Origin of the sequence: Flavobacterium sp. 83, from assembly GCF_000744835.1 — a bacterium.
In the GTDB taxonomy this organism is placed as follows: Bacteria; Bacteroidota; Bacteroidia; order Flavobacteriales; family Flavobacteriaceae; genus Flavobacterium.
In genome coordinates this window covers 1,688,640-1,701,166 of the sequence record NZ_JQMS01000001.1, presented here as the reverse complement: position 1 = coordinate 1,701,166, position 12,527 = coordinate 1,688,640, and the positions used below count along the sequence as shown (strand labels likewise).

General features: G+C 32.5%; 14 protein-coding genes. 2 read left to right on the top strand and 12 right to left on the bottom strand.

The annotated features are described in order from the left end of the window. Positions 1–68: 68 nt before the first annotated feature. Complete coding sequence (locus tag T410_RS07490) at positions 69–698, top strand: response regulator transcription factor (protein ID WP_035670116.1); 630 nt, start codon at positions 69–71, stop codon at positions 696–698. 80 nt (positions 699–778) lie between these two features. Here the strand turns inward: T410_RS07490 and T410_RS07485 are convergent, their stop codons facing one another. The 5 genes from T410_RS07485 to rlmN form a co-directional block, all read right to left on the bottom strand. Further along, positions 779–1,819 carry a hypothetical protein gene (locus tag T410_RS07485; RefSeq protein ID WP_035670113.1) on the bottom strand — a complete coding sequence of 347 codons (1,041 nt, stop codon included), beginning with the start codon at positions 1,817–1,819 and terminating at the stop codon, positions 779–781. Between the two features lie 32 nt (positions 1,820–1,851). After that, positions 1,852–2,571: a hypothetical protein gene (locus tag T410_RS07480; RefSeq protein WP_035670110.1), complete on the bottom strand. Its 720-nt coding sequence runs from the start codon at positions 2,569–2,571 to the stop codon at positions 1,852–1,854. Continuing rightward, entirely contained in the window at positions 2,558–3,118 is a 561-nt protein-coding gene (locus tag T410_RS07475; RefSeq protein WP_035670106.1) for an RNA polymerase sigma factor, read from the bottom strand. Before T410_RS07475 ends, T410_RS07480 begins: the two co-directional genes overlap by 14 nt. Positions 3,119–3,266: 148 nt before the next feature. Then, positions 3,267–4,244 carry a polyprenyl synthetase family protein gene (locus tag T410_RS07470; protein WP_035670104.1) on the bottom strand — a complete coding sequence of 326 codons (978 nt, stop codon included), beginning with the start codon at positions 4,242–4,244 and terminating at the stop codon, positions 3,267–3,269. 80 nt (positions 4,245–4,324) lie between these two features. Further along, a complete protein-coding gene (rlmN, locus tag T410_RS07465; RefSeq protein ID WP_035670102.1) occupies positions 4,325–5,368 on the bottom strand; it encodes a 23S rRNA (adenine(2503)-C(2))-methyltransferase RlmN in 1,044 nt (347 codons plus the stop codon). Between the two features lie 81 nt (positions 5,369–5,449). Between rlmN and T410_RS07460 the strand changes: the two genes are divergently transcribed. Beyond that, on the top strand, positions 5,450–6,091 hold the full coding sequence (locus T410_RS07460; RefSeq protein ID WP_035670100.1) for an O-methyltransferase: 642 nt from the start codon (positions 5,450–5,452) through the stop codon (positions 6,089–6,091). Between the two features lie 178 nt (positions 6,092–6,269). Here the strand turns inward: T410_RS07460 and T410_RS07455 are convergent, their stop codons facing one another. From T410_RS07455 to T410_RS07425, 7 genes are all read right to left on the bottom strand, one after another. Next, complete coding sequence (locus tag T410_RS07455; protein ID WP_035670097.1) at positions 6,270–6,833, bottom strand: phosphatase PAP2 family protein; 564 nt, start codon at positions 6,831–6,833, stop codon at positions 6,270–6,272. Beyond that, positions 6,833–7,234 (bottom strand): twin-arginine translocase TatA/TatE family subunit, encoded by a 402-nt coding sequence (locus T410_RS07450; RefSeq protein ID WP_035670095.1) that lies wholly within the window; start codon positions 7,232–7,234, stop codon positions 6,833–6,835. The genes T410_RS07455 and T410_RS07450 overlap by 1 nt, the downstream gene beginning before the upstream one ends. 111 nt (positions 7,235–7,345) lie before the next feature. After that, positions 7,346–9,589 carry a M1 family metallopeptidase gene (locus tag T410_RS07445; RefSeq protein WP_035670093.1) on the bottom strand — a complete coding sequence of 748 codons (2,244 nt, stop codon included), beginning with the start codon at positions 9,587–9,589 and terminating at the stop codon, positions 7,346–7,348. 64 nt (positions 9,590–9,653) lie between these two features. Continuing rightward, on the bottom strand, positions 9,654–10,157 hold the full coding sequence (locus T410_RS07440; protein ID WP_035670090.1) for a DUF6702 family protein: 504 nt from the start codon (positions 10,155–10,157) through the stop codon (positions 9,654–9,656). A gap of 80 nt (positions 10,158–10,237) precedes the next feature. Continuing rightward, positions 10,238–10,990: a hypothetical protein gene (locus tag T410_RS07435; RefSeq protein ID WP_035670088.1), complete on the bottom strand. Its 753-nt coding sequence runs from the start codon at positions 10,988–10,990 to the stop codon at positions 10,238–10,240. After that, a complete protein-coding gene (locus tag T410_RS07430) occupies positions 10,980–11,708 on the bottom strand; it encodes a carboxypeptidase-like regulatory domain-containing protein (RefSeq protein WP_035670086.1) in 729 nt (242 codons plus the stop codon). The genes T410_RS07435 and T410_RS07430 overlap by 11 nt, the downstream gene beginning before the upstream one ends. Continuing rightward, complete coding sequence (locus tag T410_RS07425; protein WP_035670083.1) at positions 11,695–12,462, bottom strand: hypothetical protein; 768 nt, start codon at positions 12,460–12,462, stop codon at positions 11,695–11,697. Before T410_RS07425 ends, T410_RS07430 begins: the two co-directional genes overlap by 14 nt. Positions 12,463–12,527: the final 65 nt, after the last annotated feature.

Below are 12,527 nucleotides of genomic sequence, written 5' to 3'. Positions count from 1 at the left end.
TTCTATTTTTCCTTATTCATTCAATAAAATAAATTACCGTAAGAATAATCACTCCTTAAATAAATACTATGATAAAAGTATGTGTAGCAGATAATTACCCCATAATCCATCAAAGCGTAAAATCATATTTCAAAAACCACACGGAGATTACCATTGAAGCCAATGTTAATAATTTTTCAAAGTTATCAGAACTACTTCAAAATAAACCAATTGATATTTTAATCTTAGATTTAGAATTAGAAGGACTTTCAAGTATTCTTGAGGTCAAAAAAATTTTAAAAAATTTTCCAAAAACAAAAATTATTATCTATTGTGGCCTTTCAGAGCAAATTTATGCAGCAAATTCCATTAAAGCTGGTGTTTCAGGATATATCAATAAAAACGAACAGCTGGAAACTTTAAGTGAATCTATTGTTCAAGTCCACAAAGGAAAGATTATTATGAATGAAACCATAAAAAAAAATCTTTCATTAATAGCGAAACAAAATAAAAGTGAAAGGTTACATAGAAAACTTTCTAATAGGGAAATAGAAGTTTTACGTTATTTAAGTGCCGGAAAAAAAAATCATCAAATTGCTAAAATACTTTCACTAGACGAAAAAACGATTAGTACATATAAGTTAAGATTATTAATCAAACTAGGTGTTACAAATTTGGTAGATTTAATAAATAAAGCAAAAATACTACAAACCATATAACTACATTAACATATAAATTCATAGCCATAATCAATTTAAATAAAAATGGAGAATGGCTATGAAATTTAGCTACAGCCTATCTAATTGAAATCAAAACGCAATCCTAAAGAAACGTTGTTTTGCTTTACTACATTATCTTTAAACAAGGGATTCAAATCATATTTTAAGTACAAACTTGTTTCTTTATAGCCAATATAAGTACTCAAACCATAAATAAAATTAGTAGTATTAAAATCCCCTCTGACTTTTTCTGTAGCTTTTAGATCGGTATCGTCGTACTTGGTAATTTGTTTTGATTTTAAGTTAATTCCTGCATAACCACCTACTCCAAGACGAAAACTTTGGTGCGTTTTGAAAAAAGATTTCCCCTCTTTCATTTTTTTTCCTGAAAAATCAAATTCTAAGTGAACTGGCGCCACTAAATATACATTTCTAAAACGGGAGTCATTCAAATCGATAGCATTGACAATTAAATTAGTTTGATTTCCATTGATTACAAAACTTCGGTTTTCCGTAGGACGCAAATTATTATACATTATTGACAAACCATATTTTGCGTGCAAAAGATTATCATTTTTTAAAATTCTGCTATTATAGGTTATACCCAATTCATAAAAATGAGAGCCTAGAAACCTATAATCAGAATCCTCCAACTTGCCATCCGTAATTAAATTATTTAAACCTGCTGCAAGTACAAATTGAGAAGTTGTTCTCTTTTCACTTTGAATACTATCCTTATCATTGTGTTTATCCCTGTTTTTATGAAAACTAAAACTGTATCTTCTTATAGAATCTTGCTCTTTAATTTTTCCGTCCACTTTTTCCTGAACTAAATTTTTTAAATTTTCCTGTTCCTGAGCTACTCTCGACTCTATATTGATTGCTCTGGCTTCTGCCAATGCTTTCTTTTTATTTTCAGCTGCTTCTCTGGAGATCGTGCCATTAATTAATTGATTGTTAACGGCCTCAACTTCAATTTTCAAGGCGGCTTTTTCTTCTTTTGTAATAGTTTCAATTTTTGAAGCGATATTTTTTGCCCGTTTTTCAAATGTTTCCTGTCCAAGCATTTTACTGGCTAAAAGACATAATAATAGTGCTAAGTAAATGGTAAAATTTCTCATAGTGTTTTGATTTTAATGATGATTGATGATTTTTATTCTAAGTTGCGATTGGCTAAAGCTACTTTCACAGTTTGGTAATTCTTACTTACCTTATTGATTATTTTTTCTCGAAAGGAAAGCTCTAATTCTCCATCCACTTGAGAGAGTAAATTACTTGCATTTACGTGCACAACTGGTTTTTGATTTAATTGTTTTTCCTTTATAGAAGGATTTCCGGCAACTGCTAACAGTTCGTCAACTGGGACAGTTTTCGTTTGTTGTTTGATTGATTGTAGTTCTGTTTTTTGATTACTGATTGAAACTTCTGCTACATGATTTTGATTTGAATTGTTTTTAATGATTAATGATTCTTCTTTTAACTGAGTAGTTTTATTTATTTTTGAAGTTGTTTTTTGGACAACATTAATAACTACACTTTTTTCTTCTTCTATTTTCGGATTGACAACAATAGCAGTAGTTACAGTGCTTTTAGGAGTAACCGCATCTTGATTCACAATCTCATTTTTCTGGTTTTTAATTGGATTGTCATTTTGATTAAAATAAACTGTTCCTATCAATAAAAAACCTAATACACTTGCCGCAATATAAATCCAAGGAAACTTTTTCTTTGGCTTTTGCTTCGCCTGTTCGCTATTGCTCGGGTCAGCAACCGTAAGCATTGCGTCTAGTTTGTCCCAAGCCATTTCTGATGGTTTGATTTCGCGAGAATTCAATTGCTCCTTGAACTGCGTTTCTAATTTATTCGGTTCCATTATCGTAATTTTTTAAGGTATTAATCTGCCCTTGCAACATTTTTCTGGCATGTGACAATTGCGATTTAGATGTCCCTTCATTAATCCCCAACATATTGGCGATTTCTTGATGTTTGAATCCTTCGATAGCATATAAATTGAAAACCATTTTATAACCATCCGGTAAGCTGTCTATCAAAGACTGAATGTCATCAATTGAAAATTGGCTTTCTATGTTATTGAAGCTTTCTTCAAAATAATCTTCATCTTCAATATATTTCACCTTTTTTTGAACCCTGATAAAAGAAATACATTCGTTCACCATAATTCTTCTAATCCAACCTTCAAAACTTCCTTTGTGTTGAAAATTTTTCAAGTTGGTAAACACTTTCATAAAAGCAGTAATCATGATATCTTCGGCCTGATGAATGTCTTTTATGTATTGGCGGCAAACGCTTAACATTTTTGGAGAAAACTGGGTATAAATCTTCTGTTGCGCCTGCCGATTACTTTCGACAGCTAACTGGATCAATTCATTTTCCTCCTGATGTAAGTTGATTACTTTCAAAATATTTATAAAGTGTTTCTATTAGCATAGACGATTGACAACGCAAAAAGGTTGCATTGCAATTTAAAAAAAAGTTTTTTTATAGTTCGAAAAAGCAAACAAAGAAGTAAAATCAATGGTTGATGAAAGAAAATTTTTTAAGAAAAAATTATTTTTTTCTTTCAATCACGTAATTCACCATCAAAATAAGCGCATCTTTAAACTCTGAATTAGGATAATTATCTAAAAGCAAAAGTGCCTCTTGCTGGAATTCCACCATTTTTTCTTCCGCATAAAGCAAACCATTATTGTCTTTTACAAAAGCAATAACCTCTTTCACACGTTTTTTATCTTTATTATGGTTTTTAATTGAATTAATCAACCAGCTTTTTTCTTTGGAAGTACATGTATTCAAAACATGAATAAGTGGCAAAGTCATCTTTTGTTCTTTGATGTCAATCCCTGTTGGTTTTCCAATGGCTTCATCCGTATAATCGAATAAATCATCTTTTATTTGAAAAGCCATTCCAATAAGTTCTCCAAATTTACGCATGTTCTCTACCTGAACTTCATCTTCAATAACAGATTTTGCACCTAGCGCACAGCAGGCAGCAATAAGAGTTGCTGTCTTTTTCCGAATGATTTCGTAGTATACTTCTTCTGTGATATCAAGTCTTCGGGCTTTTTCTATTTGTAGTAACTCGCCTTCACTCATTTCGCGTACAGCGACAGAAATAATGCGGAGTAAGTCAAAATCTCCATTGTCTATAGAAAGTAACAATCCTTTGGACAACAAATAATCTCCGACCAATACGGCAATTTTATTTTTCCAAAGTGCATTGATCGAGAAAAAACCTCTTCTTCGATTGCTGTCATCCACAACATCATCATGAACTAATGTAGCAGTATGAATCAGTTCGATGACGCAGGCACCACGATACGTTCTTTCGTTTACAATTCCTCCAGAAACCATTTTGGCTGTCAGAAAAACAAACATGGGACGCATTTGTTTTCCTTTTCTATTAACGATATAATACGTGATTCTATTCAACAAAGCCACTTTTGAAGTCATCGATTCGTAGAACTTTTTTTCAAAAAGTTCCATTTCGTTGAAGATAGGCTGTTTTATTTGTGAAGTAATATTCATTTAGATTTCAAAGATACAATTTTAGCCTGCAATCTTACAAATGCTTACATTCTTTTGAGCATTTTTAGAAAATAAAATATTTATGCTTCTTTATTTGCCAGTTGCCCACAAGCGGCATCAATATCTTTCCCACGGCTTCGTCGTACTTTTACAACAATTCCTGCCGCCTCAAGTGCTTTGATATAGGCATTAATTGATTCTTCGGAAGCTTGCTGGAATTCTCCATCATCAATTGGGTTGTATTCAATCAAATTGACTTTACATGGTACATATTTACAAAACTTCACTAAGGCATCTATAGAAGCTTTATTGTCGTTAATATCTTTCCAAACGACATATTCGTAGGAGATTTTACTTTTGGTTTTTCGATACCAATATTCTAATGATTCGCGTAAATCTGCCAAGGGAAAATTTTCACTAAACGGCATAATTCGAGAACGAATTTCATCAATTGCTGAGTGTAAGGAAACCGCTAATTTGAATTTCACCTCATCATCCGCTAATTTCTTAATCATTTTAGGAACTCCCGAAGTCGAAACCATAATTCGTTTGGGAGACATTCCCAAACCTTCCGGAGAAGTTATCATTTCTATTGCTTTCAACACATTGTTGTAATTCATAAGTGGTTCACCCATTCCCATAAAAACAATGTTCGACAGCGGATGATTGTAATACAAACGACTTTCTTTATCGATAGCAATTACCTGATCGTAGATTTCGGCCGGTTCCAGATTTCGCATTCTTTTTAATCGTGCTGTAGCGCAAAAATTACAATCTAAACTACAACCTACTTGACTGGAAACACAGGCTGTCGTTCTAGTATTTGTAGGAATCAAAACAGACTCTACCACCAAACCATCGTGCAAACGAACAGCATTTTTGACGGTTCCATCTTCACTGCGTTGCATGGTATCTACTTTGATATGATTGATCACAAAGTTAGCTTCGAGCATGGTTCTAGTTCCTTTAGAAACATTGGTCATATCCTCAAAACTGTGTGCGCCTTTGCTCCATAACCATTCGTAAACTTGATTGCCACGAAATGCTTTGTCACCATTAGCAACAAAAAAGTCTCGCAATTGTTCTTTTGATAAGGATCGTATGTCTTTTTTCTCGATTTCCATGGTGCAAATTTAATGACAATTTGTTGATTTGTTGATTTGATAATTTGATAACTTTGCGTTCTATTGAAAAAAAAATCAAAAATGCATTTCATTTCCCAAGAATTAGAAGATTATATCGAACAACATTCTGAAAAAGAGCCGGCTTTACTGGCTGCGTTGAATAAAGAAACCTACCAAAAAATCTTATTACCAAGAATGTTGAGTGGTCATTTTCAAGGACGTGTTTTGAGTATGTTAGCCAAATTGATTCGTCCTGTGACTATTCTTGAAATTGGCACTTATACTGGTTATTCGGCATTGTGCCTATGTGAGGGGATACAGGAAAATGGCGTATTACATACGATTGACATCAAGGAAGAACTAGTAGATTTTCAGCGCAAGCATTTTGACAAATCTCCCTGGGGAAAGCAAATTATTCAACATTTAGGAGATGCTACTGAAATCATTCCGAATCTTGAGGTGAAATTTGATTTGGTTTTTATTGATGCGGACAAAGACAATTACCTCAACTATTTTGAATTGATTGTTCCAAAAATGAATAAGGGCGGAATTATCTTATCTGATAATGTATTGTGGAGTGGCAAAGTTCTTGAACCTTTGAACCCTAAAGATTTAAGCACAAAAATTTTACTGGAATACAATAAATTACTGGCAAATGATCCTCGAGTAGAAACGGTTCTATTACCTATTCGCGATGGATTGACGGTGAGTCGGGTTCTTTAGGATTAAGCTATTCGTCGAGGAATTCCGGGTTGTCATTATTTCTAATTTGACAAAATGGACTTTTTGGAAAGAAATATCCTAGCCCTGATTGCAACGAAAATCCTTTTTACCGCTTTTTCAGCGGTTAAAAAGATTGAATTGAAAAGCAGGAAATGGCTCCAAAACCTAACTCAAATTTTTATTGAGGAAAATATTTTCGTTGTACTACTTTGTATATTTTAAACATAAGGAATCCAAAAACAAACCCGCATAAATAGCCGGTAAGAATGTCTACTGGATAATGCAACCCCAAATAAATGCGACTGTAGGCAAATATTAACGGCCATAAAAATAAGAACCCAAGATATTTGATTTGACCTTTGAAATTAAAGTAAATAAAAGTCGCTACCGCCATAGTATTAGCTGCATGCCCTGAAAAGAAACTAAAAGAATTGCTCTTTTTTACTACGCGAATAAACGTATTGATACCGGGATTATTACAAGGTCTTAACCGTTGAAATCCATTTTTGAATAAATTGGTAGTTTGGTCTGTGATTATTAACAAAATTGCAACAAACAGCAACAAATACAGCGTTTGTTTTGTTCCTAATTTCTTAAATATTAAGTATCCTAGCAGTAAAAATAACGGAATCCAATTGATTTGTTTGGTTATAAAAAGCCATAATCCATCATAGGTTTCGGAACCGAGACTGTTCAAATAAATAAATAACTCAGTATCAAGAGTCAGGATTTTTTCCAACATTACATTTGGCGTTTTATAGGACCTGTCAGGTCGTCCAATCCTTCTTTTACTTTTTCAACATGTGTTGTGGTCTCACTTAAAAGATTGTCTTTGGCTTTATTAATTTCTGAGGTTATATTTTCAGTCATATCCGTCAACGAGCTAGTATCGCCTAATAGATTCTCCTTAGCTTTATTAATTTCGGATGAAATACTTCCTCTTATATCTGTCAATGTTTTTGTATCAAAACCATTCGACTCTGCTCCTTTTTGAATTTCGCTTTTTATATCATTGGTAGCATTTTTTATCTGAGCCATTGCTTTTCCCATAGTACGCGCTATTTCAGGCACTTTATCCGAACCAAAAAGCATCAGTACTATGAACATTATAAAAATTAATTCGCCTCCCCCTATACCAAACATAATTTTAGATTTTTCTTGGTTACAAATATATCATTTTTTGAATTGCTGTATTTTAAATTTTTCACAAAAAAAAAGACTCCGATGGAGTCTTTTTTTTATTGTTTTTATTATTTAATCAAATTTGGATTTTACTTCCAGTTTTGGCCAACTGTTATTGGTTACGTCAATATCAGCAGTTTCTAATTTTGGGTCAATTTGAATTTTTTTAATTGCTTTTTCAGTAGCGTATACTTTTTTGGCAGTGTCATTATTTTTTCTCCAGATTTGTGCTGGGTATTTGAAATTTTCTTTAGTGTCATCCTCATAAGTAATTTCAACAATAATAGGCATTATCATTCCTCCTGGTTTATTAAACTCTACGTCGTAAAAGTATTTAGGCGTTTTCAAAGTGGAACGTTCCTCGACTGTAAGGTTTTGGCTTACATATTCTGAAAGCAATTTTACTTCATCAATTTTTAAAGCTTTCTTAGAAGCTGGATTCAGCTCTGTACTTTTATCTGAAATTAAATATACAAATGGTCCTTTATCTAATCCAAAACGTCCTTTTCTTACTTTAACATCTTTCAACTCAGTTGTAGGAGTTTCAGAAACATAATATTGTTTTACTTCATTTATACCAATATCAACAAAGTCAGTAGAGTAAAACCATCCTCTAAAAAACCAATCTAAATCTACTGCCGAAGCATCTTCCATTGTTCTAAAGAAATCTTCTGGTGTTGGGTGTTTGAATTTCCATCTGTTAGCATATACTTTAAACGCATGGTCAAACAACTCTCTTCCCATAATAGTTTCTCTCAAAATATTAAGACCCGTTGCTGGTTTTCCATAAGCATTATTTCCAAACTGGATTATACCCTCTGAGTTAGACATTATAGGTTCCAACATTTTTTGATCTCCGCTCATGTAAGGAATAATGTTTTTAGCTGGACCTCTTCTAGATGGGAAATTTGTCCCTAATTCTTGTTCAGCCATAAATTCCATAAATGAATTCAAACCTTCATCCATCCAAGTCCATTGACGCTCATCAGAATTCACAATCATTGGAAAAAAGTTATGGCCTACTTCATGAATCACAACTCCAATCATTCCGTTTTTAGTTTGCTCACTTGTCACTCCATTTGCATCTGGACGTCCAAAATTCCAGCAAATCATAGGATATTCCATTCCTTGATCTTCTGCCGAAACAGAGACCGCCTTTGGATAAGGATAATCAAAAGTATGAGACGAATAACTTTTTAAGGTATGTGCAACCGTTCTTGTAGAAGTTTCCCCCCAAAGCGGATTTGCTTCTTTAGGATACACTGATTCAGCCATAACCACTTTATTACTCAATTGTACTGCCATTGCATCATAAATAAACTTTCTTGAGGTGGCAATACCAAAATCCCTAACGTTTTTAGCGCTAAATTTCCATGTTTTTTTCTTATCAGAAAAACCTTTTTCAGCTGCTTCTGCTTCTGCTTGAGTTACAATTACGACGGGCTTATCAAATGATTTTTTAGCTAATTCATAACGTTGAATCTGAGCTGGGGTAAACACTTCGCTTCTATTCATTAATTCTCCTGTTGCATCCATAACGTGATCTGCAGGAACAGTAATATTTACATCAAAATTTCCAAAAGGCAAAGCAAATTCCCCACCTCCCCAAAACTGCATATTCTGCCATCCTTCAACATCATTATACACTGCCATTCTTGGATAAAATTGAGCAATTACATATAATTTATTCCCTTCTTTTTCGAATGGTTCATAACCCGAACGACCTCCATCTTTAATGTAGTCATTGATATTGTACCACCATTTAGTAGAAAATATAAACTTTTCGCCTGGTTTAAGAGGAGTAACCAGATTAATGCGCATCATGGTTTGATTGATTGTATATGACAAAGGATTTCCTTTAAAATCTTTTACATATTCAATATTAAATCCACGGTCTAGTCCTTGTTTCAAATATTCATTTGCAAATTTTTCAGCAGGTAAAACCTGTTCTATTTTTTCACTTTCAGCCAAAGGAGATTGTGAATTCTTAGCTGCTTGATTTTGATCTAATTGCACCCATAAATAATCTAAAATATCAGGTGAATTATTATAATAGGTTACCGTTTCTGATCCACTTAATTTAGCTTTTCTATCATCCAGCTCGACATCTATTTTGTAATCAGCCTGCTGCTGATAATAAGCTGGCCCTGGAGCTCCGGAAGCTGTACGAAACATATTAGGTGTAGCTAATAAATCATACATTTGACTAAACTTGTTCGTATCATATTTACCTGATTGCTTAGGAGTTACGACAGGAGCTTTTTCTTGAGCAAATAAAATTACTGGAAAAAGGAATAATAAAGTGATTTTTTTCATGTGTAGAATGCAAATTATTTGAGGGCGTGAAAATAATAATTTTTAACAAATTTCTCGCATTATATCAATATTTTAACATTCCGGTTTTATTAGAATCAGTAAAAAGGATACTATTTTTCTCCCCCAACACTGTAATATGGGTTATATTTTGCTGTTCCGAATTCCAATCGATCAAAATTGTGTTCCCAATTTCAATAGTATTAATCTTTCTAATTTCTTTTATGCTACAATAACATACAAGCACATCGCCTTCCAATTCTTTACTTAGAAAATTGATTGTTTTTAATTGTCCATTTACTTTTATAAAAAAATTTTCTGAAAAATACTTCTTAAGCAAAATAATCCCTTCAGGAGATTCTTTCTCGGATCCCAAGTACATTTTTTTATTATACTTCTTTTCTAAAGCTTTATTCAAATCATCAACAAAAATACGGGATGTAATTTGGAGCATTTTTTTTTCAGGAGCATAATTTACCTGATAAACCGCCATGTAAAATTTATGAACACTAAAAGCCGTTAAGCCTAGGAATAAAACTCCAATAAAAGTATATAGGATTGTTTTTTTCATACGAAGATTCTATTGTTTTTTTATCGAAATATAGTGTTGCCTTTCTTCAATCTTATTTAGGTTTTAGAATCATGGCGATTTCATTTTTCAAAAGTAGTAATTCTTTTAAACTCTTTATTTTTTGTAACCAAGAAATCCATGAATTGAAATTCATTATTAGATTTCATAAATGCCTTTGATTTGGCGTCATTTTCACAAAAAATAAGAAAAAGACCTATTTCGTCATCCTTCAGTTTCAAAGTTTCAGTAAAGAAGGAATAACCAACTTTATTCATTGTGAGTTCTGTAAAACCTTTATCGGTAGTAAAATCCGTTTTCTCAGGATTATTTTTTCTCAAAACTTTAAAGACATCTTTATAAATTCGAACAAAGTTTACTCCGTTTTCAATACTTCCATCGGGCGGCATCGTTCTATTTTTTGGAGATGACTTTGTATCATCAAAATACTGTTTATCGACATACTTCTGTGAGTTTTCAGTAATCGGATTTAAATTTTTATTTCCTGAAACTACTACTTCTGGCAATTGGTTGACAAAAGCAATCAGTTTTACTCTTAACAACGGAGTTGACATATCTTTTTCAGTAAGCACCATTCTCCTGGATTTAAAAGCTAAACCCGAAAAAACTAAGGTATCTTTTGCTTTTGCCAAAATGCTAAAAAATCCTTTTTGGTTTATAACCGTTCCTGTCTTAGCATTAACATTAAAAACAATACCATTCTCAAGCTTGATTGAATCATTTACGACTTGACCATACACCGTTTTTCTAGTCAATTGACTAAAACAAAATTGACAACATAAACACAAAACCAGTAATGTGATTTTATTTTTCATTTGTAATTATTTTAGTATAATTTTCAGCCAATCCAACAATCAGAAACATAATTAATGTTTTGTTTTTAGATTTCAATGCAGCAGCAAAATCAGCATCTTCAACGCAATAATATTGAAATCCTTTGATATAATCAGTTGGAATTTTCAAGGTTTCTGTATAATATTTATCTTCAAAAATGGGTGCAATTCGGTTTAAAGACTGTTCTTTTCCTTCCACTGCTATCTCTTTTTTAAGCATCGTCTTACGACCTGAAATTGTGTTTAGCAAACCGTCAATCCCACCTCCTGAAGTTGCAGTATATAATTTACGTTCTGCTGGAGTATATTTTTTTTGTCCGTAAGGGATAATCCCTAAATTCTCAGCCGTAATTTGAGGATTCTCATTAACAATAACTTCTTTAAGTTCAATGCTTTTAGGTGTCATTTGAATCTTAAGGATATCCTGTATTAAATCCTGCCTACTTATTCTCTTATGTAAAGTTACAAGATTTACAGCAGAAAAAACTAAAATATCCCCTTCTTTTACAAATAGTAAAAAAGAGCCATTCTTATCTGTTGTGGTTGCTTTTTCAGTTGTCGAATTGACGATATTTATGCCTTCAACTGCAATTGTATCAGCACTAATTTTTCCTTTAATTTCTTTTTCAATAGTTGTTTGTCCAAAAGTAACAATAGTGATGAAAAATAAAAAAAACAGCAAGGTATTATTTATTTTCACTGGCTATTATTTCGTTATATTTATTCGCTAATTCACCCAATAAAAATTCAATTGTAGTTTTATTTTTTGTGTCCAAAATTTTGGTGAATTTAATATTTTCAACAGCAAAATACTCAAATCCTTTTACATATTCAGAAGGAATTTTCAATGTATTTACAAAATGTTCAACTGCAAATAGATTTTCCAATTGCTTTAAATAAAACTCTTTCTTCTCTACTTCCAATTGCTTTTTGAGCATGCGTGTTCTCCCGGAAAGAAAGTTAAGCAATGGGTCTGCAGAAATTGAACCACCGGCCATTCCAGACAAACTTGCCGATGCATTAAGATCAGTGGCGGTATATAATTTACGTTCAGCAACCGTATATGATTTTTGTCCTTTTGGAATTATCCCAAGAGAAACGGCATTGATATTATCAAAACCCCTTCTAACAACAACCTCTTTTAATTGATTCATAATGGGCTCCATTTTAACAAAAAGCAATTCGTTTTCAAAAGTTTTTTGCGTTAAAACCACCCGAACACCTTTGAACTGCATAGCAGAAAAGAGTAAGGTATCACCTGCAACAGCAGCAATTGCAAAATAACCGCCTTTTTCAGTAATTGCAGCTTTTTCAGTTTTTAAATTTATAATATAAATCCCTTCTAAATCTGACATATCAGCAATAACCTTTCCCTTCAATTTTCCCGGAACAGGTTCTTGGGCAAAAACTTTAGAAGCTACTAAAATAAAAAAAATACATACAACTCTACTCATCAGATGACCGTCTAATTTTGATTACTGGTAAGCTGTAAAAGTATCCTACTATCTTCTAAATTAAT

Excerpts from the sequence above, each read along its gene's own strand:
- T410_RS07490 (WP_035670116.1), top strand. The coding sequence starts at position 69 with ATGATAAAAGTATGTGTAGCAGATAATTACCCCATAATCCATCAAAGC.
- T410_RS07485 (WP_035670113.1), bottom strand. The coding sequence starts at position 1,819 with ATGAGAAATTTTACCATTTACTTAGCACTATTATTATGTCTTTTAGCC.
- T410_RS07480 (WP_035670110.1), bottom strand. The coding sequence starts at position 2,571 with ATGGAACCGAATAAATTAGAAACGCAGTTCAAGGAGCAATTGAATTCT.
- T410_RS07470 (WP_035670104.1), bottom strand. The coding sequence starts at position 4,244 with ATGAATATTACTTCACAAATAAAACAGCCTATCTTCAACGAAATGGAA.
- rlmN (WP_035670102.1), bottom strand. The coding sequence starts at position 5,368 with ATGGAAATCGAGAAAAAAGACATACGATCCTTATCAAAAGAACAATTG.
- T410_RS07460 (WP_035670100.1), top strand. The coding sequence starts at position 5,450 with ATGCATTTCATTTCCCAAGAATTAGAAGATTATATCGAACAACATTCT.
- T410_RS07455 (WP_035670097.1), bottom strand. The coding sequence starts at position 6,833 with ATGTTGGAAAAAATCCTGACTCTTGATACTGAGTTATTTATTTATTTG.
- T410_RS07450 (WP_035670095.1), bottom strand. The coding sequence starts at position 7,234 with ATGTTTGGTATAGGGGGAGGCGAATTAATTTTTATAATGTTCATAGTA.
- T410_RS07445 (WP_035670093.1), bottom strand. The coding sequence starts at position 9,589 with ATGAAAAAAATCACTTTATTATTCCTTTTTCCAGTAATTTTATTTGCT.
- T410_RS07440 (WP_035670090.1), bottom strand. The coding sequence starts at position 10,157 with ATGAAAAAAACAATCCTATATACTTTTATTGGAGTTTTATTCCTAGGC.
- T410_RS07435 (WP_035670088.1), bottom strand. The coding sequence starts at position 10,990 with ATGAAAAATAAAATCACATTACTGGTTTTGTGTTTATGTTGTCAATTT.
- T410_RS07425 (WP_035670083.1), bottom strand. The coding sequence starts at position 12,462 with ATGAGTAGAGTTGTATGTATTTTTTTTATTTTAGTAGCTTCTAAAGTT.